Below are 20,741 nucleotides of genomic sequence, written 5' to 3' on the forward strand. Positions count from 1 at the left end.
TCCCTGAATTGTTATATATGGCGATAGATTTTGTTCTTTTACTGCCCATTGAGTACTAACACGGGTAACCGATCTCGCATTGTTTCATTAAATATCAACGTCCCGCCTCATGATTTCGAGCGGAACGAGAATATCATACAGGAGGTTGTTTTGCGGTCCGGATCCTCCATTGCTTCAGGATCGCCGCGATGAACCAGACGATCAGGATGGTTCCGACGGCCAGCATTCCGAACTTCGGCAGTCTCAGTGACGCATCAGCAGTGGTAATCCCGCGGCTGGCAGTGATGAGAATGAGTCCAAAGAAGAGCTTCCACAGTTCGCTGACCCGGACGGACTTCGCCTTCTTCCCGAGGGCGAGCACCGCCCCGCCGACCACCAGAAACAACACCAACGCACTGATCATGAACAAGCACATCGATCATCTCCCTTCTAGCAGAACTGTGGGCGGTGGCAACGGGCGGGCGATTTCTGCAAGTCGGTACCCGAAACCAGTCCCCGAAAGTGTGCTCAGATCCACCTGGCCTTTGTTTCTCCGGTACAGTCCGGGATGAACACGGGCCTCGTAAGAGGACGCCTCAGGATAGAATTGCATGGCATTGGTCTCGACACCCATGATGGTGCCGGCATGAGCGCTGAGCAGGCAGTGCGGGATCTGCGCGAGCATGGGGTTTGTTAAGTCTTGTACCATTAACGTCATGCCATGAGCCTTCGCCCAGCAAAGGCTTAACAGGGCGCCAGTTTGGGTTTTGCAGGTTTTGAGCGCCACTCCCGTCCAGCCTAGTTCGCGCCCCAGTCGTACCAGTTTCCAATCGTGACAGCTTTCATCCATGAACAGTGGTTTTCTGGCGGAAACGCTGTGCACGTCAATGCGATTGGCTTCCAGGTCGTATGGGAACGGTTGTTCAACGTAAAGGATCATACCGTACGTTCTCGGTTCGTCGCGCAGCAGCCGGTCAAGGATGGTGTTAACATATCCGGGATCGGTTACAGTGCAGTTGAAATCGCATGAAAGCCAGAGGGCCCCTTCTTCGGAGGCGATCCGTCCGACGGTTGCCGTGCGTTGATAATCCCATTCGGCGTCATTGCCGCGGAGTTTTATTTTCAGACAAGTCAACCCATCACGCCTGATCCAGTCACGTAGCAGAACCGGATAACCGTCATCAGGTTCGCTGCCTGTCAGTTCCGAAGGGTCGATGAGATCCTTGCCACCTACGAGGTGCCATGCAGGCAAAAAGTCCGGGCGTTTCGCATTCAGGAAATCTGATGGGAAACGTCCTTCGAAAGAAACGCTGCTATTCTCAGCAGGTGTAAGAAATGCGGTTAGATCAGTCGGGAGTCTGTCCGAACCATAAAGGTCATAGACCTTGACGCCCTTGAGATTGGCATACGCATCGTGGAGGGCGATATCAAAGGCCGAGCAGCAGACTAATGCTGCAAGCCAGGGCATGGGTTCGCGATCGGGATACTGGCTATTGAATAGGGCGAGTTCAGAGGGCAGGGTGGTTTCGAGGAAAGAATGACCCGCCTCCAATGGATGACGCACTTTCGCTATTGTCGCCCAGGCATGCACCAGTTGTTGGCAAAACATCTGCAAAGCGACATGTCTGGTTTCGTAGGGAAGTGAACTCGGCCAGACCCATTGCACGCTGAGAGGCGTTTCTCCCCAGCCTTCCGCTTTTTGTTTTCCCCCTGCATCCAAAGTCATTCGTACGCGGGCACAGGTCACAGAGGTCAGCGTCTCTGTCCCGAATTTGAGCGGGACCCTTGTTTGTACAGGGAGGAAGAACAAAGTCACTCCAGAGACATAGGGAAGGGATGCTGTCATTGGTTTCTGCTCCATGTTGGTCAATTACTGATGATCTCGGCACTATTCTATGCAAATGACAAGCGGGGATCATAGACATGATATGCGTATTTGATGTAACGGATTTGCGCATGATCAGGAAAGAGCCCCGGGCAAAGAGGTGCACCGACTGACCCGATAATTGCAGTACCATTCGCCTTCGCCGCTAGTGCTGAAGGGATCTTCCTAAAGGGTGGCAACTACCCTTTAACGATGAGACGGGAGGCGGTACGGAGTTGAGCTCGAAACGCGCTCGGTGTCATGCCGGTGTGGGCATGGAACTCCTTCACGAAAAGGGAGTAGCGGGAATATCCGGCTTCGGCGGCCAGGTTCTGGATCTTGTGATCCGTCTGGGACAGAAGGAATTTAGCGCGCTCCAGGTGGACCCGCCGGATTTCCTCTTTTGGGGTTCGACCCAACGACAGGCGGAATCGGCGTTCCATCGCCCGGCGTGACTGGGGGGCTGCTGCCAGCACATCGTGAACCGTGATGGGGCGGTGTGCCTGATCATGAATGAATCGAAGCGCTGCGGTGGTGTTGGGATCATCGCTGGCAACAATGTCAGTGGATCGGCGTGTGACGATGCCTGATGGTGCGACAAGAATAGGGCGTTTGGGGCGGGCTTCACCACGCATCAGATGGTCCAGCAGTTCCGCCGCCTGGAAACCGATGTTCCGCCCCTGAAGAATGACGCTGGAGAGCGGTGGCGCACTCAACAGGCAGGATGTCTCGTCGTTATCGGATCCAAGGACGGCGATATCATCCGGTACTCTCACTCCGAGCGTGTGGCAGGCTTGCAGGACGTCACGACCGCGCCGGTCATCGCAGGCGAAGACACCCAGTGGTCGCGGGAGCTTGCGCAACCAGGTTACTATGCGTTTGAATTCTTCAACCCACGTTTGCTGACGGCTATATTCCGGCATGAGATGACAGGAGACTCCGGCGGCCGTTCCTGCGGCTTGGAAGGTCGCTTGCTGTTGGGTTGCGTACATGCAGGCGTTGCGGCCGATGAAAGCCAGGTTGCGTAGCCCGCGATCCAGAAAGTAGCGTGCGGCCAAGGTTCCAATCATGCCGGCATGGGGCACCACACTGGGAATGGTGGTTGGAATGGACGAACTTACATTGACCGCGGGTAATCGGTGTTTATGAACCAGTGTCGGGAGATTGCCGTGCATCAATTGTCCGATGATGCCATGGGCATGCCAGTCCGTTACGGCGAGGCGCAGATAGGTTTGAACCGAGGGATGGTTGCAGGCTCCTTCGAAATAGAACTCCCAGTGCGGGGCGTGACTGTGTGCATAGTCCTGAATCCCTTCCACCACCTCGCGCCCGTAGCCACCACTGGTCAAAACAGCAAGAATAATGCGTTTTGTTTTCACGGAGAAAATTTAGCACGGTTGTTGGGCGTGCGCAAATGAATCATACGTACTCTGATTTTTAAGTATGCCCGGGATGTGACTGATGAGGTCAATTAGGTCGCAAAAAAGGGTTATGATATGTGCATTAATGGCGATGCCTGAGGCTAATAGATGGAGTCTGTGCGCAATAGTTATATATCAAAAACGCAATCAAGGTATGGTGGTTGCAGCCAGCTTGCGCCATCATGGTGATATCAATAAGGACATACATGAGACATTATTTGGCGAACGGATATATCATTGGGTTTGTGCTTTTGGTATCGCTGTTGGTTGTGAAACCTGCTGCTTTGGGAACAACATGGAACGTTCCCGGTGATTTCGCGACCATATCCAATGCCGTGAACTCGGCAACGGACGGCGATACCATCTTGCTCAATACCAACCTCTGGACGGAGTGCGGAATCGTCGTGACCAAGTCCCTCACCATCCAGGGACAGGGAATGACCGATACGATTCTGCAAGGGGCCGCCTCGCGCAGCAATGCGAGTAGTCGGATATTTCAACTGAACAATGCCGCGAAGACGTTGAATATCCAGAATATGACCCTCCAGTATGGGTATATTGCCGCCGGCACGGGTTATGGTGGTGGCGCTATCCTCAACTCGGCGGGTACGGTTACGGTGCAAAACTGCGTTTTCACCATGAACGATGCATTTGCCAAAGGTGGATATTTTGTAGGCGGTGGTGCGATTGCCCAGCCCCAGGCCTCCGATCCCTCATATACGGCATTAAGCCTCTTCAATTGTGTGTTCGTCAATAATTCAGCGTCGGGGACCAATACAACTGGTGCGGTCGGCGGTGGCGGTGCGATCTGGGCAGGCTGTTCTGTCACGATTGACAGTTGCAGTTTCATCTCAAATTCGGCAAATGCCTACGGTGCCGCCACGGTTGCCAGTGGTGGCGCCATTCAAACTTCATCACTGCGTGACCTCACGATGCGTAATTCCACTTTTTTCGGGAATAGTTGCAGTAATAACGCCAGTAGTAGTGGGCGTGGTGGCGCGATTAACCTTCCGAACGGCACTGAAGTAATAAACCTCTACAATTGCACGTTTGCCTCGAACGTGGCGGGTTATGCATATTCCGGGGCAGTCAGTTATGGCGGCAGTACCGGTAGCGGATATTTGAATATCTACAGTACGATTATCGCTGGCAATGCCCCGTATGAAATTTACGCTGTAGCTCCGGTCAGTAGCAATATCCTCTCCTCTTGCCTGATACAGGGGCTTGCAAGCGGTATCACAAAAAACAACTGCCTCACGGCTAGTAATCCTCTGTTGCAACCATTGGCGTATAACGGCGGGCTGACACCCACACTGGCGCTGGCCACCAATAGCCCGGCAATTAATCATGGCTCAAATCCGCTGGGCTTGAGTTGGGATCAACGGGGGGCGGGCTTTCCTCGAGTCCGTGGGGCGACGGCGGACATCGGCGCCTACGAGTTTGGAACCGGTCTCTTGAGTTATAATAAGTCGTTATTTGTAGAGAAAATGCCGGATAACAATGGGGCTATTGACAACTCCAGTCCACTAGTCATCACCATTCGAGGGGATACCTTCACCGGAGTTGATGGGAGTCAGTTGACGAACAACGTGCTGGTGTCCAATCTTCCATCAGGATTGACGGCGTCGATTGTACGCAGCAACAGTGGCGCTATGGCGGTGGTTACCTTGCTTGGAAATGCGACTCAACATGTGGCGTTCAACTCAATCACTAATCTGGGCATCACCTTCCAGGATGCGGCCTTTAATCTGGGATCTGCGGCTTTGGAAAATAATGCCAGCATCAGCAACTTGGTGATTCAGTTTTATGACATTCCGTTCGGAGCGCTGACCTACAGTTCGACGAATTTCAACGAGGATGCCAACTGGAACGATGGCCGGATTAATAACAGTTTGCCGGTGCAAGTTGTGCTGACTGGCAACGATACGTTCACCGGTACGAATGGCGAGGACTTTGTGGCGGCAGGATTAGTCGCGGTCTCCAATGTGCCGGCGGGGTTAACAGCCGTAGTTAGGCGTGCGAGCGGCATGAGTGCCCAAGTGAGCCTCACTGGCAAGGCGAGCGCGAACGATGGCATGAATAGTATTACGAATCTCGGACTGGCCTTTCAGGACACCGCATTCCTTGGCGGAAGTGCTCTCTCGATTACGAATTCCACAGTGAATAATCTATGCGTCTCGTTTGTGGACCCGACCCTGAGTGCAGCCCTCAACTATAGCGGGATGATTTTCTACGGAGCGCATGCATTCCTGACGAATGATGGAGGGTTTGTTCCCAACCTCAGCGGTGTGATTGTGACGACAAACACGATTGCGCTTTCCGGTGGTGTGCTGGCCGGCACGAACGGCCAAGATTTTGTGGGCGCCGGTTGGGTAGTGGTGACAAATGTACCGTCCGGCTTGGCGGCGGTAATCATTCGCGTGGACGACACCCATCTGGCCGCCGCCTTCTCCGGGACGGCGCTGGCGGACGCCAGTACCAACAATGTTACCAACCTGACCTTCGCGTTCCAAGCCAGCGCCTTTGTCAATATTCCTGTCGCCATGGTGACGAATGCCACGCAGTCGAACCTTTCCATCTTTTTTGCGGGGCCGGTCGCGTATAATACCTTCGTGAACGCCGTGCAAAGTACACCGGTGAGCATGGCTTTCAACGGTACGGATGTGGAGATCGCCAGTATCTATCTTTCAGTTCAGATTGTGAATCCGCCTGCGAATGGGTCAGCGCTCAGCACTCCCAGCTTCTTTTATAAAAATAGTGGCCAATACACACCGAACCCCGGCTTTGTCGGGACTGACATGTTTACCTTCCAGCTCGGGTATCTCGGGCTTTGGTCCCGGATTGCGACCTGCACTGTGACGGTCGTTTCCAATACCGTTCCCATCGCATTCGATCAATCGATTCAGGTAGACCCGGGGAGGACCTCAGCGGTTTTTCAGGTGTCCTACACGGATCCGGATGTGTCCTGTGGTCAGACGCAGAGGGTTATGCTCATTTCCACGACCACCTCCGGGACACTGCTGACGAACAGTTTTCAGACAAACGGAAGTTTCAAGTACGTACCCAATAATAGTTTTAGCGGTACGGATAGTTTCACCTGGCAGGTAACCGATGGCATGGCTACCTCGACGGTAGCGACCTGTACACTGAATGTGACGCCTACGCAGCCTCCGGGACCAGCGCAAGTGCTGGTGCTTTACAACGCTAGCTATTCCGGTGATGAGAATACCAACGGAGTGCAGGATTCACTGGAGGTGGCGCAGTACTATATGGCGCAACGCGGAATTCCAACAAACAACTTGCTGGGGATGAATTGCAGTACGACGACATTCTACACGAATGCCAGCTCTTTTCTGAGTGAGATTGTCAGGCCGGTTCAGAATAAGTTGGTGGCACTGGGTCAGACCAATATTGCCATCCTGGTCTTTTCCTATATGACGCCGTGGGGAATCAATCCATCTGGAATGCCGTATGTCGGTAGTCTGGATACCGCGATGATGATTCCAAACCACTGGAATCAGACGACTTGGAACTTCTTTTCCTGGATGAGTATTGATAATCCAATCGTTCAGCCAAACCCGGGCTTTGTCCCTGATCCAAGCCATTTTATTCCCAGTCAGATCTCCCAGCCCAGTTTGGGCACGAACATGTATTTGGTGGGCCGACTGGATGGTCCTGGTGGGGTGCTCCGGGTGAAAGATTATGTTGATGAGGCATTATATGCCGAACGTTACGCCTATCCAACAAACGGCGCATTTGCCGGTCCCGGTGGCGGGCCAGCTTCTGGAAATATCTATGTGGACTCCGAAGGACGGGCGGTGACAGGTGGCTACACAGATGCTTGGTTAGCAACAAATTCTTCCGTCGTTAATGGTGTGTATAGTGGATATAACGATGTTGATGTGAACATTGCTTGGGCGGAACATTATGTCGGACCGTCTGGAATGCAACTGAAATGGGAAGACACTGAGCCCGTAATCGGGTCGGCGACAAACCTTATCTTCAAGAATGACGGTACCAGTGCGGCCAGTGCGCCCCGGGCCTTTATGTATGGCGGGTGGTACTCTCCGAATACCTACAATGATGTCTGGGGCTGGTTGCCGGGCTCCATCGCCAGCGACTTGGATAGCTATTCGTTGCTCTATCCCACTTTCCGGCAGACAGGCCGTTATTGTCTCGCGTTTGGTACACAAGCTCTGCAGCATGGCGCTTCCTGTGTGGCCGGGGTCCTGAATGAACCCTATACCATCGGAAATCCGATGCCGAACGTGCTCATTTATTTCATGCTCAAAGGGTATAGTTGGGGGGAAGCGTCTGCCTATGCCGATCCGTATCTCGGTTGGGAGGGATTCCAGATCGGTGATCCGCTTTACACGCCGCTCCGGCCGGGCAAGTCGTTGGTGTATGACACGCAAGTTCCCTCACTTGCCTCGGGATATCCCTTCGTTTCGTCCATGGGCGCAGCGGGTGTTGCCGTGACTATCATGGTCAACAGCACGACGAATCTACCGATGGTCGTCAATGCCGTGGTGCAATGGGGGAAAGACACAAACTACACGAACCCGCCGATCACATTGGAAGGTTTCTACCGGCAACAACGCATCCTCTTTCCCATGGTCGATAGCGGCACGACATACCACTACCGCCTGATCCTGACATCTCCTGTCGGGATCAGTAGCACCAACGGCGATTATACGTTTGTCAGTCCAACAGAAACGCCTTTTGCCACCAATAACGTCCCTGGTGTCGTGCGCATGCAGTATTTTGACAATGGCGGAGAAGGTGTGGCGTATCACGGTTGTTATCTTGACAACACGTTTTACGCGGCCGGAAACAGCAATTTTCGTGGTGATACGGGTTTCTATTGGAACAGCACGACGACCAATACGCTGGGGAATTACCCGACGTTAGGTGCAGCGGTTATCCTCTATGCGGCACCATCCAATACCTGGTTGCGTTACACGGTGAACATTGCAGCCAATTCACTCTATACGCTGAAACTGCCATACGGTAACTTTGCCGGCACCGGCAATGCCGTCAAAGGCGGTATTGTCCATATTGAACAGGACGGCGTCAACGTGACGGGTCCCATTGTACTGGGCACCAATGTGGCGTTGGCAGTGGATTCGTGGGCAATGGCTACGGTGAGCAATGTGTATCTCAGCGCCGGGCAGCATATCCTGCGATTGGTGTATGACACGGATGGCGCCTCGTTCAATTATATGGAGTTCATCCAGCAGACCAATGCGCCAGTGGCCTCTTTTACCATGACGCCCCTGGCTGGTGTCGGAGTGGTACCACTCGCCATTCAGGTTTCAGCCACAAACTCATATGATTTGAGTGGCACCATCGTCTCCTATGCCTGGACCTTTGGTGATGCCGGTACTGCTACCGGGCTGACGGCAAGCCACTTTTATGCGTCGACCGGTACGTATAATGTCGGATTATCGGTGACTGACAACAACGGTCTGATGGGAACGACCGCCACGGTGATGCGTGTGACGGATGGCGCCGGATTGGATCCAGCGTGGTGTTTGTTTTATTTCGGAACGACTAACGTCGACCCTTCGGCCGACCTGAATGGTAACGGCTTGAGTGTTTTGCAGGATTTCCGTGCTGGTTTAGATCCTACGAACCCGCTTTCCTGTTTCCGGGTCGATGCCATGACCTTTCCAGCCAGCTCGACAGGAATGATGATCCGGTGGGATAGTGTTGCGGGAAAACTCTATAGTGTCGACCGCAGTACCAATCTATTGGCCGTACCTCCGTTCATGTGTCTGGTATCAAATATTATGGGCCAGGCCAATACGACAACGTACAATGACACCAATACTGTTGGGTCGGGATCCTGTTTCTATCGAATTGGAGTGCCGTGATTGAAAAACAAAGAGGATAAATGAAAACACGATATGCAATTTGTGGGCTAAGTCTTAGAGGGGTCTATCATTTCCTGCTGCCAATTTTGGGAAAGAATCACCCGGGAGGTCCGAATTTCAATAAAAATTCGGAACTGGTTGCAATCCTCGATATCGACAGGAAACGTGTGAAGGAGTTTTGCCGGAAAGCGGGGGTGGATGTTCCGTTTTATCTGCCTAAAGGTTTTCAGGCGATGATCAGGGATCAGAAGCCGGATGTGATTTTGGTGGTGAGCCAGGATTACTCGCACTGTGAATATACGGTCAAAGGGCTGTTGGCTGGCTGCGATGTGATTGTAGAGAAGCCGATGGTAATTAATCAGGAGCAGATGCGGAAAGTGATCGCTGCCGAGAGAAAAAGCGGGAAACGTATTCGAGTGGCGTTCAATATGAGGTACACGCCGACACATCAGAAACTGAAAAGGATGATCCAATCCGGGATACTCGGCAAAATCACCAATGTGGAGTTCACCTATAACCTCGATACATTCCATGGGGCGAGCTATTTTTACCGCTGGAACCGGTCCCGGGCAAAATCGGGTGGACTCTGCATCCACAAGTGTACCCACCATTTTGACTTTATTAACTGGGTGCTTGATGATGATCCTGTTGAGGTCTATGCATATGGCGCACTCAACTATTACGGACCCAAGGGTGCTTTGCGTCCGATGAAAAATGGAAAGCCACTTCCCTCCACAGAGGAGAAGCGTAACTGCCCCTATTTCAAGAAACATTATGCGGGGAAAATAGATCCCGAAAACAATCCCAGTACCGGGTGGGACTTGTATGAACTGTCAGCTGATGTGCAGTATCCACCGAATAAAAAAAGGTACATCTATGACAAGGAGGTCGATGTTGAGGATACGTATTCGGCGTTGGTCAAATACCGGCGCGGTGCCTCGATGTCCTATTCCTGCAATTTCTCGACCCCTTGGGAGGGATATCTTCTCGGTATTAACGGGACAAAAGGACGGATAGAGATTGCGCATCACAGCCATCCCGATCCAACCGGCAATACAAAGTCAGCAGATGAGAAAAATGAGATTGTTTTTTATCCGCTTTTTGGCGGCAAGCAGGTGGTCGAGATTCCTGCGGTGGACGGGGCCCATGGTGGTGCAGATTTGCAGATTCAGCGGGATCTTTTCGGGAAGCCTTCGCGGGCTTCGAAGGAGCTCGCCCTTGTCGCGGGAAGCCGGGCTGGCGGATATGCCGTTGCCATAGGCGAGGCCGTATGGCGATCAGCAAAGAGCGGGAAGCCGATTCGTATTCCGAGGCTTAAGTAATGTCTGTGTATTGACCGAAGTCATGAGCGGTGTCAAACATCGCGCAAATACTTTCGGGGTCAATGGTGGCCTGGATGGCATGGACTTGGTTGAAGACGAACCCGCCCCCGGGTGCGAAGATGCGGATCCGTTCCTTCACATGCTCACGCACTTCATCCGGCGAGCGGAACCCGAGTACGCGCTGGGTGTCGCACCCGCCGCCCCAGAACACAATGCGCCCTCCGTATTTTTGCTTCAGTAATACGGGATCCATGCCACTGGCCGATGTCTGGATGGGATTCAGTATGTCCACGCCCATTTCAATGAAAGACTCGATCAGGGGTTCAACCGCTCCGCAGCAGTGAAGAAAAAGCTTCCAGTTGGTATTCGCGTGCAACCATTGTGAAAATTTACGGTAGTGCGGCATCATGCGTTCGCGAAACATATCAGGACTGATCATCGGTGCGTTCTGGGTGCCAAAGTCATCCGCAAAAATGACGCAGAAAGAGTACCTCCCAATCGCTTGGTGGAGCCGTTTATAACGCTCGATCAGGGCGTCGCAAGCGGCCGCATTCTGGTCATCCATTCGTTCCGGTTCAGTGGCCAGATCCATCAGGAATTCCGGGGTATTGCCGAAGAATCCGCCGCCGAATTTGGCCGAGAGGGCTAAATCAGTAGTGGTATAAAGTCGATGGGCATAATCTGACAAATCCTGCAGGAGTTCGTCTGTCAGAGGAATACCGAATGAGTACCAGCTCTGCCCGTCACGAGCGTCGAAATAATAGGAGTGAGGTGGTTTGAGGTATTCATGTCCTGCTTTATCTTTAAGTAACCAACTGCCATCTCCGAGCCGTTGCAGATCTGGTTGGATGGGTGTTCGAACATCAATGCCATCATACAGTGAACATGAATGCCAGTTTTTTGACACGCAACTAAGATCGATGGGAAATGTATCCACATGAAGGCGTTGCCGCACGGCTGGCGAGAGAACTGCCAGCTGTTGCATCAGGTCGTCACATTTTACATGCTTTTCATTCAGCCCGAGGTAACGTTGCAGTTTATCATAGGCAAGCAGATGGATCCCTGATGCTCCAGTTGTGCCCGCGAGATCGATCGGCACCCTGTCGGGTTCCTGAAAGTTGATCGTTTTATTAACACGTTCCCGGCTATTCATGATTATGATCCCTTCGAATGGGAAAAGAGTAACTCAATCAGGCGTCCTCCGAATAGTCAGCATTTGCGTTTTTAAAATGGCATATATGCGTCACCAATATCTCCGGCGCGCATGGGCCGCAATCCTGCGACCGGCGCAACGATCAAGATCCCGGCCAAGCGCGTTGTGAAGATCCGCGTTGCCAAGGCTTGCAAGGATGCGATCTTGGGCTGATTGAGTCTCAATGATTCAGATAGGGGCCGCTGCCGAAAGGTTGGCGGCCTTTTTGTTGCAGTGTGCAATAGTTGATGAGCCATCACTCCACTCGCTTCCTGCCGCCTCCCCGGAGTGCTTCCTTTGAACTTTGGAGGCGAATCAAAAGTTGGCGTTCCCCCTGCCGTTGGGCAGTTGACGTCTCCGCTGTATAATGCCTCTGCGGGTCGAAAATAGACCGCACAGGAGGCAACGATGAGGAATTCAACGATATCGACGACAATCAAGGGCAGGGGCACGCAGGGGATGACCGGCAGGGCTCAAAACTCCCCTGATATGAGCCATTTGGAAGAACAAACCGTCGAGGGGGCAAGGAAGTATGCCCCCAGCAGGGTCGGAGTCTTCTTGAGGGCTTTCTCGGGGGGTAGCAGGAAAGCGGCGGTTACGGCGAAATGCATCGAGTGTTGCTGCTACCAGCCTGTCGAGGTGGCCAGGTGCAGAATCGAGGGGTGCCCACTGTGGAGGTACAGGCCGTACCAGTCACGTCCGAGGGATCGGACAGCCAATCGGACGGCCAGTGGGGGACATGTATTGAAATGGGATCATTGAGGAGTATACTTAAAGATGTGAGAGAATTCTATATAGCATGTCGGACAATGGCTTTTCCGCTGCAATTGATCAAACGGATCCAAACCATTGCTCTGGCATTGTGTGTGGCTGGCCTGTTGCCTGCCAATCTGTCCTCCGCACTAACTGTGACATCCGTTACCTCTGACAATGGGTATTCCGCACATAAAGTCCAGTGGATGGATAGTGCAGGTCAACCACGCTCTGCAGTCATGGTGGATCAGAATTCAACAATTCCGCCGTACACCGGCTATCTCCGGCAATATAGTTACCAGATTGGCGGACAGACCCGTACCTGTACGGGAACCGAGAATTATGGAACAGGGGGGAACCTTGAATTCTCCGGCGATGGGTTTGTGCAGAATCACACAGGCAACGGCGGTGACTTTTCGAGCGGCAATGGGTCAGGAACGCCGGGATCCACAACCATTACGCTAACGGGAACCAACTTTGCGCGGATTACCTACGCCATGCCGAGTTATCACATTACCGACAACAATGGCATTAGCCGAACGGTGCCCACGACGTTACAGTGGTTCTTCGCGGACGGCCGTTCTGATCCGATCTTTGCGATCAGTCAAGATGCGCGTCTGACTCCAGGCAATGTCGGCGCCGACACCCGTTCACCTTATGGAGATATGGCCTATGACGGCGATGGGATCCACGCATACGTCGGAGGAGCATCCTATGGTGACACCTATAAATTCGTGACCCTCGCCTCCGGACCTGAGGAAGTGACGGCGGCTTCCGGGTGGAAGGACACGGAACTCAACACCATCCCCTACGCGATGCAATGGGCCAATCCCGCCCAGGTCGATGCGGAAATGGGGCATGTGGCCACAGTGCCGATTACCGTTTATGATCAGGGCAGCGACAGTCGCAACTATCCCTCCAAAGATCCACGCACAATCAGCAAGCCTAGTGGGCCTATGCTGGGTGATGAGGATTGGGCTTTCCAGATTCTTAATTACCAGTTCTCCGGCACCACCCCCATCACCACAAAGAGGCTTGCCTGGGGCAGCAATTTCGGGCGGGTCGGCGGATTCTACGACTACGGCGATTATCCCAATACAACGGCAAACATTACGAATTACTCCCAGCATGTGACTGATCCGGTGGGTGTGTCGCTGACAGGCCAGCGAGCCAGCGGGATGCTTCTTGCCTATTCCGTATTTGTTGTTTTCGGGCCCCATGCCGGGGGGTACACGAATGGCACGGTCGGCAAACAGGTCATTCAGATGCAGAACGCCGCCGCCGCAACGCTCTCCGCCTTCACCGGTTCGGTGGCAACCATCGGGCCGGCAGGCGTCGGCAACGCCACGAACGCAGTGATTACCTATTCCCCAGCCGGCTATAATCCAACTTATTCAGCATGGGAAATCATCGCCATGTCAAATGCCGTCAATGCCCTGCTCACACCTGCCGCCAATGGACCGCTCGATCACCCGGTCTTCATCATTGATAATTACACCAGCGCCGGATTGCCAACCAGCATTGCGGTTGGGTCTGGCATGACCAATGCAGGAGTCAACTATTTCGCCTCTGTCGACACGACCAATCAACAACTGTGGATTACTATTGACCGTCTTGTAACCAATGCCTTGAATCTCTTGGTCTCATCTTCCGAAAGTGCCCTGCACGCACCGGCTATCACCTCGTTTTCACCCGCCAGTGGTGCGGCCGGCACATCCGTGACCATCGTCGGCTCAAATTTTACCGGCTCCACATCGGTGACGTTCAACACCGTGCCCGCTTCCGGCTTTATGGTTAACTCATCCACCCAGATCACCGCCACCGTGCCCGCTGGCGCTGTGTCAGGTCCTATTGGGATCACGGTACCCGGAGGCACCATCCTGAGTGCCAACCCCTTCACGGTTCTGGCGGCGCAAACGAATCTACCGGTCTACGTTGACAGTCTGCTTAACGGGTTTCAGGACTGGAGTTGGGCGGTGAGTGTCAATGTGCTCAATTCATCGCCCGTCTATTCCGGATCCCGTTCCATCTCGGTGAGCACTACCAACTACACGGCGTTGTGGCTTTATCATACCCCGTTCAACACCTCGCCGTTTTCGGGCCTGATTTTCTGGATCAACGGCGGTGCGGCGGGAGCACGGGGGTTGCAAGTGATGGGTGTGATCACCAATACATATCAGGCCCTTTTCAGCCTGCCAACTCTGGAACCCAACACCTGGGCTCAATTCAATATCCCGCTTACCGCCCTCGGGGTGGCGAATGTCACCAATTGCCAGGGCTTCTGGATATGGCCCACGCTTTCTGGGACAACCACGTTCTATGTGGACTCCATTCAACTCAACAGTGGCTTCGCGCCCACGCTTGGCATCGTGCCGCCCACAGCACGGAATGGCCTGTTTGATGTTGTGCTTGCCGGATTCTCGGGCCAGACTTACTGGATCCAAACGTCAACAGATCTTGCATCCTGGGTAAGCGTCTCTACCAACATAGTGTCTTCCACGCCTATAGTCGTAACAAATACTGTGATCCCCAATGTTGACCACCAGTTCTGGAGGGCAGCCTGGACATTTTGATTACGTGAACACTTGCGTTTGCATTCATCCATCACGCACTTTTCTCCCATTAAAAAGGTCAAAATTGCGACCCAATCTGGAAAAATATGTCCCGATATTGGGTCACTATCCCCCAATTCTGGGCTGTAACTGGGTCGCAATTTCCCTATCTGGGTCACTTTGAGTCAAAAGCGACCGTATAGTGCAATCACTGGGTTCCCAAAGTGCAAAATTCGCAGTGGAACGGTAGGGGAGTGGGATGGGACGCCAGGGAGGGCCACACAGTGTCGATCACCAGGAGCACAGTGTCGATCAGTGTCGACGACGACTGCTCAGTATTCGTCGGGGAGCAAGAGCGTCGTGACAGACCTATCACTTTCGCTGATGACCCAGATGCGCTCGCCTTTGTTTGTCCTATAGGCACTGAGAAGTCTGTCACCTGATTCGAGCGACTCATCATTGAGCGCCCAGTCGTCGGCGCAAACTTCACCCCAGTCGCCGGAGAGATGCCGGAAGAGGAATGTCAGTGGATGCTGTCCCGCCGCTTCCATTGCGGCAAGGGCACCACGGGTGGCGACGACCTCGCCGAGGTCAAAAGGCTTGATGGTGCGCGTGGCGTTCACGGGAGTTCCCGGAGTGGATCGCCAAGCGGTGAACCCAGCCTGGCGACTAGATCCGCCAGTGGAACGTCGACCGTCCGGATCGGCTCCGACCCTATGCGGTATGACCAGGCGAGGATGGGAGAGTCGCAGGCTACGATGACCATGTGCGTGCAGTCGGCACGGGCCTCACTGAAGGAACTGATGGCGCCATCACCCATGACGGCCCATCCGCCGCCCCGCTCCAATGCTTCCTCAATAGTCGCCTCCATTGCGGGGACAAGTGATCCAATACACTGAGGACTGGCGTCCCAGTACCGGAGTTCGGCTAGGGAACTGTCGCGTACCCGCATTAACCGGCAGGATGCCGCCCTTTGCGTAATGGTCTCGACTAGGGCGGAGTCCATATTCACCGCGGTGTAGTCACAGCCGGGGACGAACTCATCGACGTGGTTCCTCATCAACAGGATCATGATTCGGCCTCAAGGTATTCGCCTTGGGGCAGCGAAGCGGTCATGGCACGGGGGTTCCGCTTGAGGGTTGCCGTGAGGCGCTCCATCGCGGTCACGCCGGCAATGGACTGCTCGGGACTCACGTCGGCATAAACCTGGGTCGTGCCGATGGAGGCGTGCCCCAATTGCTTTTGAACAAGCCGGAGCGAGTTCGTGGCCTCATAAAGAAGGGTAGCGTTCGTATGGCGGGCATCGTGAAGCCGATGATTTGGGCAGTACTTTTTCCAGCGTTTGTAGATGCCACTGGGATAATACTTGGGGCTACGTTCCGTCTTCAGGAAATAGGATTCCTCGTCGGCAATCTCGCCCCGCTCTGCCTTCCAGCGAAGATACCAGGCGACGTTCCGCTTGAATTCCTTGGGAATATGGACATGCCGCGACTTGCCCCCTTTTCCACGGCGCACCACGAGATGGCTGTTTCCGCCGAAAATGCGGAAGTCCACGCACTTGAGTTCACAGACCTCCCGGCGACGCAGGCCCGTAAACAAAAATGTATTGATTATCATCCAGTCCCGTATGGGTTGGGAGCGCCCCCGTGCCTCGCCGATTGCCTTGAGCTCATCGGCTCGCACCAGCAGGGCTGCCAGTTCCTCCCGGTTCAAATACTTCTCTGGGGTGATTTTCCAGTCACCAGTTCTCATGATGCACTCCCTTCTGCAGTCTGAGTAGATTTGCCGTCAGCCAGTTCTATCGCCTTGGCTGTTGCCACCCGCCCCCTCGGCCCTTTTCGAATAAAGCCCTTACGAATCAAAAACGGCTCGATCGCCTGGGCCAACGTCTCCTCGCTCTCGCCCGTGGAGGCCGCTAGTGTGGAAAGGCCTAGCGGCTCGCCTGCCTCAACCAATGCTGATAAATAGGACATATCCACCTTGGTCAGGCCATCGGGATTAATTTCCTTCAGGTCAAACGCCTCCATTATGGCTGTGGCGTCGGGCTCCGACCCGGTGCCCCCGCAGTATTCGTAAAGCCAGCGAAGGTTGGCTATTGCCGTGCGCGCGGTTGAGCGGGAGCGACGGGCGACTTCCATGGCGATCTCCGTGGTGATGTCGAAGTCCATTTTGGCGGACGCGTCGAGGATGATCTGCCGCAGTGCCTCATCGGAATATGGCTCCAGCGTCAAACATTGAACAAATCGTGACCGCAAAGGATCGCTGACCAATCCCGATAGGGTGGTCGCCCCCACGCAGGTGAACTGGGGCAACTGGAGCATTGTGGAGGTGGGCTGTTTCTTGCCAAGCCCGAGCCCCTTGAGCATGTCGTCGTATCCTGCCTGCGTGACGGAAAAGTAAGTAGGGACAGGAAGACTGCCCCTCCTGAATGGGTTCTTCGCTGTTTTCGGTGGGTAAAGCTGATAAATAGCGGGTATGACACCAGAAATAATATTTCAAGAGCTGTTAGGGTTGGGGCAAAATTGGGTAGTTGAGCAGTGCATCCACGAGGGTTCGCCGGGTAAAATCGTTATACGAGTCAAGGAGACAGAGCACCTATGGGATACGGAGAAGTGTCCAAAGTGTTCTGGTAAAGTGAGTTGTTACGATCATACTGAACCTTTGCGGTGGCGGCATCTAAACTGTTTTGAGCACGAGTGTGAGATTGAGTGCCGCTTGCCACGCGGTCGATGCAAAGAGTGTGGTCATACCTATCGAGTGCAACCGCCCTGGGAAGGAAAGAGCAAACATTTCACCAAGGAGTTCGAAGCATTCACATTGCTTTTGGCTCGTGAAATGCCGATCAAGAAAGTGGGTGATATTCTCAAGGAAACCGACACACGGTTATGGCGAATGATCATTGCTCATGTTGAAGCGGCTTATCGCCAAGCTGATTTTAGCGGAGTGACCTGCATCGGCGCAGACGAGTTGAGTCGTTGCCGCGGACATCATTTCCTTACCGTATTTGCCGATCTCGAAAAGAAACGGGTGCTTTTCGCAACCGAGGGGAGAGACATGTCGGTGTGGGCTCGATTCTGTGAGGAGTTGCTGCGGCATAATGCGAAGGCAGAAGATATTCGCACCATCTCCATTGATATGTCGCAAGCTTATGTGGCGGGGATTTACATTAATTGCCCCAACGCCAAAAAGGTCTTTGACAAGTTTCATATCATCGCCGCAGTCAACAAAGCTGTCGATGACGTCCGGCGAACGGAGATGCGCAAAGCTGGCTGTGAAGCAAGGGAGATGTTGAATAAATCCCGGTGGCTCTGGCTGAAAAATCCCACCAACCTGACTGAACCCGAAACAGAGCGCATGGGCCGCATGGATCTGCAAAACTTATGCACGGCTAAAGCCTATCAAATGCGCCTGACTCTGCAGGATATCTACGCCATCACGGATCCGCTTCTCGCTAAACGCAAAATGTTGGCGTGGTGTCGTTGGGTTCTTAATGTGGCCCGTCGAAGGGCTACAACCATGTATGCGTCCATGGTCCGGTGCGTCAAAATGATCCAGAGGCATCTCGACGGCGTGTTGGCATATTGGGACTGCCGAGTGACTAACGGATTCATGGAGGGGCTTAATAGCGTCTTTTCAGCAGTTAAACGTAAGGCTCGCGGATATCGCAATCCACTATATCTCAAGGCCATTCTCTACTTCGTCGCTGGTAAACTACAGATCCCAGCTACCCACTGAAAATGACGAAGAACCCCTGAATGTTGTGCTCAAGCTGTTGAGCATTGGTGGTTTTAACAATCAGAACTAATCGCGACGGATCTGTTGGCGTACTACGTTAGGGCCAGCATAGAGGGCATGCGAATTCAGATCCTCGTGAACTCAGCCGGGCTGACCACAAAACCGGATGCCCAAGGGGGGCCGCCCCCGATCAAGGCCATTCCACACGTATCGATGGAACCTCAATCGGGGTGTTCATATATATTCCTTGTTCATGAATCACGAGTTGTTGTATATTCGCGAACAAGAAGAGGTGGCAGACAATGAGCCAAGAGTTAATAGCGGCTGTTTTGGACAAACTATCGAGCATTTGTGGGCTTAAACTTACGCATCATAAGACAGCCCATAAATTAGGTAATGCCGGGGTGGTGGAACTTCACTACCAGGGTACTGACGCCCAGTTTTGTGTTGAAAGCCGGAAGCAGATTACTACGACGGCTGTGAATATGATGCTTTCTGCTCGCGCGCCGGAGCAGTTCCGCAATCTCCTGCTCGTGGCTCCGGCAATTACTCCCGCTTGCGCCAAACTATTGAAGGCGAGGGATATCTGTTATGCCGATGCGGCAGGTAATTTTTTCCTGCATGCCGGGCCACTCTATTTGCACGCCACCGGGCAGAAGATTCCGAAACATGGTGCCGAAGATGGCCTCATGCCGGTTCGACAGTCATTTGCCACGAATGCCTTGAAACTCATCTTTGCGATCTTGACCGATCCCGATTTGGATCATGAGCCAGCCAAGGCTTTATTGAATCAGAATTACCGGATTATTGGCAGAATTACCGGGACGCCGTTGGGGTCAATTGCCGCTACCATGAGTGCCTTACAGACGGGGGGCTATGTGGTAACCGGTGAGAAGGGTGAGAAATTGCTTCTAAACCGGAAGAAACTGATGTCCCGCTGGATTGAGGACTATGCGGCACGACTTCGTCCGCGGCTCGTTGGCGGGCATTATTGGGTTCCCTCCGCGCAGTGGTGGGTGAAAGCCGATATTAATGAGACCAATGGGTTGTGGGGAGGCGAGGTCGCCGGGGCCAAGTTGACCGCCTATCTTTCACCCGAGACAGCCACGATCTACTGCGATGACCTATTAAGTGAATTCATCCTCCATGCCTCCTTGTACAAAGACCCTGTTGGGAAAGTCGAAGTCTTGCGGCCATTCTGGGGGCCGCTACCATGGGCCAAGCATAAGGATTGCGTTCACCCCTTATTGGTCTATGCCGACCTGATTGCCTCCGAAATTGACCGGAATGTTGAAACTGCTCAAAGAGTCTATGACCGTCACCTCCGTCAAATTATTGAACCCGATTGATCCGGCCAAGGCGCAAACTCTGGTCCGATTGGCAACCCTGGCCGAACGCCTTGGGGTGCCGATGCTGATGGTCGGGGCCTATGCGTATCTCGTGCCGTATGTTCCCCATAAGGATGGGATTTTCCTGAAAACCATAATTCCAAGCCGTAAGGCAACGAAACAATACTTGGAGCGACCATGAACAAGCACACATTAGTTTCTGAAGAGAAGGCACTGTTGGAGAGTTTTGACCGGGGCGAATGGAGGCCAGTGAAAAACAAGGCGTCCGAGATCACCCGTTTACAGAAGTTTGCCCACAACACGCTGGTGAAGAATAAACGCATCAACATCCGTTTGGCCGAACGGGATCTGGTCGGCATTCAAACCAGGGCTGTCGAGGAAGGCATGCCTTATCAGACACTCATCTCCAGCATTCTTCACAAATACCTGTCCGGCCGTTTGATCGAAAGAAAAACAGCCTAAGGTCTAATGAGTGTAGTAGTCAGTGTTTACAGGCATAATGTCGTGCTTAATGACAACGCCCTACTTCGCCCTGCGGCGGGTACGCCTTGCGCTACGAAGGGCGCCATCCTTCGCTATGCGCCTCATCTTCCTGGTCGGAGACCATCCGTAGCTCAAGCCCCACTGGGCGCAGAGCGAAGGATGGCGGAGAGGGAGGGATCACCATTGGACTTATATTTCCCTTTTAACCACCCTAC

15 protein-coding genes and 1 pseudogene are annotated in these 20,741 nt (G+C 53.4%); 8 read left to right on the forward strand and 8 right to left on the reverse strand.

Features of this window, described 5'->3' with window-relative positions:
• Positions 1-133: 133 nt before the first annotated feature.
• From WCS52_00935 to WCS52_00945, 3 genes are all read right to left on the reverse strand, one after another.
• Positions 134-415, reverse strand: coding sequence for a hypothetical protein (locus WCS52_00935; protein ID MEI6165737.1), 282 nt, complete (start codon positions 413-415; stop codon positions 134-136).
• Positions 416-418: 3 nt separating this feature from the next.
• Entirely contained in the window at positions 419-1,825 is a 1,407-nt protein-coding gene (locus WCS52_00940) for an enolase C-terminal domain-like protein (protein MEI6165738.1), read from the reverse strand.
• 218 nt (positions 1,826-2,043) lie between these two features.
• Positions 2,044-3,222 carry a DNA-binding transcriptional regulator gene (locus WCS52_00945; protein MEI6165739.1) on the reverse strand — a complete coding sequence of 393 codons (1,179 nt, stop codon included), beginning with the start codon at positions 3,220-3,222 and terminating at the stop codon, positions 2,044-2,046.
• A gap of 248 nt (positions 3,223-3,470) precedes the next feature.
• On the opposite strand from WCS52_00945, the gene WCS52_00950 reads away from it, so the two are divergent.
• Positions 3,471-9,140 (forward strand): choice-of-anchor Q domain-containing protein, encoded by a 5,670-nt coding sequence (locus tag WCS52_00950; protein MEI6165740.1) that lies wholly within the window; start codon positions 3,471-3,473, stop codon positions 9,138-9,140.
• 20 nt (positions 9,141-9,160) lie between these two features.
• Positions 9,161-10,462, forward strand: coding sequence for a Gfo/Idh/MocA family oxidoreductase (locus WCS52_00955; protein ID MEI6165741.1), 1,302 nt, complete (start codon positions 9,161-9,163; stop codon positions 10,460-10,462).
• On the opposite strand, the gene WCS52_00960 is transcribed toward WCS52_00955, so the two are convergent.
• Positions 10,455-11,615, reverse strand: coding sequence for a uroporphyrinogen decarboxylase family protein (locus WCS52_00960; protein ID MEI6165742.1), 1,161 nt, complete (start codon positions 11,613-11,615; stop codon positions 10,455-10,457). The two genes, WCS52_00955 and WCS52_00960, sit on opposite strands and share 8 nt — an antisense overlap.
• 105 nt (positions 11,616-11,720) lie before the next feature.
• Here WCS52_00960 and WCS52_00965 point away from each other — a divergent pair.
• Both WCS52_00965 and WCS52_00970 read left to right on the forward strand, forming a co-directional pair.
• Positions 11,721-11,828 (forward strand): annotated as a pseudogene (locus WCS52_00965) (HU family DNA-binding protein).
• Between the two features lie 635 nt (positions 11,829-12,463).
• A complete protein-coding gene (locus WCS52_00970) occupies positions 12,464-14,980 on the forward strand; it encodes an IPT/TIG domain-containing protein (protein ID MEI6165743.1) in 2,517 nt (838 codons plus the stop codon).
• A 311-nt stretch (positions 14,981-15,291) separates the two neighbouring features.
• Here WCS52_00970 and WCS52_00975 read toward each other — a convergent pair whose 3' ends face one another.
• The 4 genes from WCS52_00975 to WCS52_00990 are packed head-to-tail and all read right to left on the reverse strand — an operon-like array spanning position 15,292 to position 17,325.
• Positions 15,292-15,582 (reverse strand): hypothetical protein, encoded by a 291-nt coding sequence (locus tag WCS52_00975; GenBank protein MEI6165744.1) that lies wholly within the window; start codon positions 15,580-15,582, stop codon positions 15,292-15,294.
• Positions 15,579-16,031, reverse strand: coding sequence for a hypothetical protein (locus WCS52_00980; GenBank protein ID MEI6165745.1), 453 nt, complete (start codon positions 16,029-16,031; stop codon positions 15,579-15,581). The genes WCS52_00975 and WCS52_00980 overlap by 4 nt, the downstream gene beginning before the upstream one ends.
• Entirely contained in the window at positions 16,028-16,711 is a 684-nt protein-coding gene (locus WCS52_00985; protein MEI6165746.1) for a site-specific integrase, read from the reverse strand. The genes WCS52_00980 and WCS52_00985 overlap by 4 nt, the downstream gene beginning before the upstream one ends.
• Positions 16,708-17,325 (reverse strand): Holliday junction DNA helicase RuvB C-terminal domain-containing protein, encoded by a 618-nt coding sequence (locus WCS52_00990; protein ID MEI6165747.1) that lies wholly within the window; start codon positions 17,323-17,325, stop codon positions 16,708-16,710. Before WCS52_00990 ends, WCS52_00985 begins: the two co-directional genes overlap by 4 nt.
• Before the next feature lie 109 nt (positions 17,326-17,434).
• Between WCS52_00990 and WCS52_00995 the strand changes: the two genes are divergently transcribed.
• The 4 genes from WCS52_00995 (at position 17,435) to WCS52_01010 (ending at position 20,505) form a co-directional block, all read left to right on the forward strand.
• Positions 17,435-18,694 carry an ISL3 family transposase gene (locus WCS52_00995; protein ID MEI6165748.1) on the forward strand — a complete coding sequence of 420 codons (1,260 nt, stop codon included), beginning with the start codon at positions 17,435-17,437 and terminating at the stop codon, positions 18,692-18,694.
• A gap of 302 nt (positions 18,695-18,996) precedes the next feature.
• A complete protein-coding gene (locus WCS52_01000) occupies positions 18,997-20,043 on the forward strand; it encodes a type IV toxin-antitoxin system AbiEi family antitoxin (GenBank protein ID MEI6165749.1) in 1,047 nt (348 codons plus the stop codon).
• Positions 20,006-20,224 (forward strand): hypothetical protein, encoded by a 219-nt coding sequence (locus tag WCS52_01005; protein MEI6165750.1) that lies wholly within the window; start codon positions 20,006-20,008, stop codon positions 20,222-20,224. Before WCS52_01000 ends, WCS52_01005 begins: the two co-directional genes overlap by 38 nt.
• A complete protein-coding gene (locus WCS52_01010; protein ID MEI6165751.1) occupies positions 20,221-20,505 on the forward strand; it encodes an antitoxin in 285 nt (94 codons plus the stop codon). Before WCS52_01005 ends, WCS52_01010 begins: the two co-directional genes overlap by 4 nt.
• The last annotated feature ends 236 nt before the right edge of the window (positions 20,506-20,741 follow it).

It is taken from the genome of bacterium (assembly GCA_037128595.1).
Taxonomy (GTDB): Bacteria; Verrucomicrobiota; Kiritimatiellia; order CAIKKV01; family CAITUY01; genus JAABPW01.